This window comes from Vreelandella salicampi (genome assembly GCF_013415105.1).
GTDB classification, from domain to species: domain Bacteria; phylum Pseudomonadota; class Gammaproteobacteria; order Pseudomonadales; family Halomonadaceae; genus Vreelandella; species Vreelandella salicampi.
Map to the genome: position 1 here is coordinate 1 of NZ_JACCDF010000039.1, position 1,629 is coordinate 1,629.

Here is a 1,629-nt window from a genome sequence, read left to right on the forward strand (position 1 = left end):
AGTTGTCGGTATCCCATACTCTGCTTCACTTTGGTCGGTAAGGCGGAGAGGGTACCGCTGCTGGCCCTCCTGCCTCTACCGTATGATCCAAAGTGCTGCAGTTATTCTATGAATTCAGGGTCTCAAGCTCTGCAATTACTGGTGCAATGAGAATTGGGGTTCAGGTAGTTAGCTCTCACAAAACTCCTGTTCTCGAAATCTATCACCAGGTGAGAAACAGGTTTGGGCCAGAGTTTGAGTATGAAACCCCAAAGGGGGAATCTGGCGAAGAAACACTCAAACAAAAAACAAGGTTCCAAGACATTTGTGTTGAGTTCACCCTTGTAAACATTGGTGGCTCCAGAGCAGAAAACATTAAGCTCAGCTTGAGTGGCGATCTCAGACGTAATTCGCCAAGAGAAAGTTTTGGGGAGCAGTTTGATTTGGTTATTCCCCAGATGGCGCCAGGCCAAAGCCGTTACCTCTTTAAGTTCAATGATCACGATCTCAATCAGTACCCAGAAGGAGGAGGTGGCCCAATTGGATTGAAAACCGAGTCTTTCACTATTGTGATGGAGTACGATTCAGGAAGAGGTCTACTAAATTGGTTTCTATCACTTCCATCTAAAGTGAGAGGAAAACGGAGATTTAGGGCGGAATACACATTCTTTCCTATGCTAGTCGCGGGTGACCTACCACCAGCTGAGTATGCGCCATAAAAAGTTTAACCAGTCGCTCAAGTACGTTCCCGGCCTGACGGGCCGCCGCTTAGCTTTGCGTTATACCGACCCAGAAGGTGGCAGCATTGAAGATCATAGAAAATGACTGAGGCCCAGATTCAAGAACTGTTCGAGCGCCTCGGGCGGCTGGTCTCGGCTACAAAGGAACACCACGGAGAGGGGGCAGCGTGGGACTACACCTTACCGAATGGAGAAACTCATAGCTACATCATCCGAGGGGTAAAGTCACACGAAGCCATCCAGGACAGCGTTTTTAATCTTTTGATCTGGATCTGGAACACAAAGGATTATCTGAAAGCACGTGCCAGCGCTCTCGGGGTTACTAAAAAAATGGTAGAGGATGCAGTAAATAGCCATGCTGGGCTTACTGTATGTGCTGACCTTGCAAATCGACTCAAGCACGGACGGCTGGATAGAGAAAGCAGGTCTGGCCTCAACCCCTACCTTGGTAATGTATCATTTCACGTACCACAAAGTGCGATGGGGGCGCTGATCTTTCGTGCATTCGAAGTGGAAATGGATGTCAATGACTCGAGTCGGATTGAGTTGCGGTTGCCTATACTTGATGACAAAGGTGACGAAATTAGTGATGCGTTTGAATGTGCGGCTCACGCAATCAAAGCGTTGGAGTCCATTCACGATAAAATCGAACATTCGGTATAACCAAGCCAATCACGGCGAAAGCTTTTCCGTTGCGGCTTCGCCTCCACTTCAAAGCTGCGCGTGTTGGCAGCGTTATGCATCTTAGGGAGTGAGAGTGTCTACCATATTTGCTTTTGTTAAATTATTTCCTGAATCCGTGAACTTGAAGCCGAGACTTTCCCTATCCCCGCTATTGTGAATTTTTTGATCCCCTAGACGGCCATTTTCGACGGACAGGGTCGCTACCCACCGTATATCGGTCTCTTGG

2 protein-coding genes are annotated in these 1,629 nt (G+C 48.1%); both read left to right on the forward strand.

Annotation, left to right across the window (positions count from 1 at the left end; genetic code table 11):
* The first annotated feature begins 92 nt into the window (after positions 1-92).
* Complete coding sequence (locus HZS81_RS17890) at positions 93-698, forward strand: hypothetical protein (protein WP_179931879.1); 606 nt, start codon at positions 93-95, stop codon at positions 696-698.
* A gap of 102 nt (positions 699-800) precedes the next feature.
* On the forward strand, positions 801-1,382 hold the full coding sequence (locus HZS81_RS17895; protein WP_179931880.1) for a hypothetical protein: 582 nt from the start codon (positions 801-803) through the stop codon (positions 1,380-1,382).
* The last annotated feature ends 247 nt before the right edge of the window (positions 1,383-1,629 follow it).

What these genes read in the sequence shown, in the direction of transcription:
- HZS81_RS17895 (WP_179931880.1), top strand. Translation starts at nt 801, where the DNA reads ATGACTGAGGCCCAGATTCAAGAACTGTTCGAGCGCCTCGGGCGGCTG.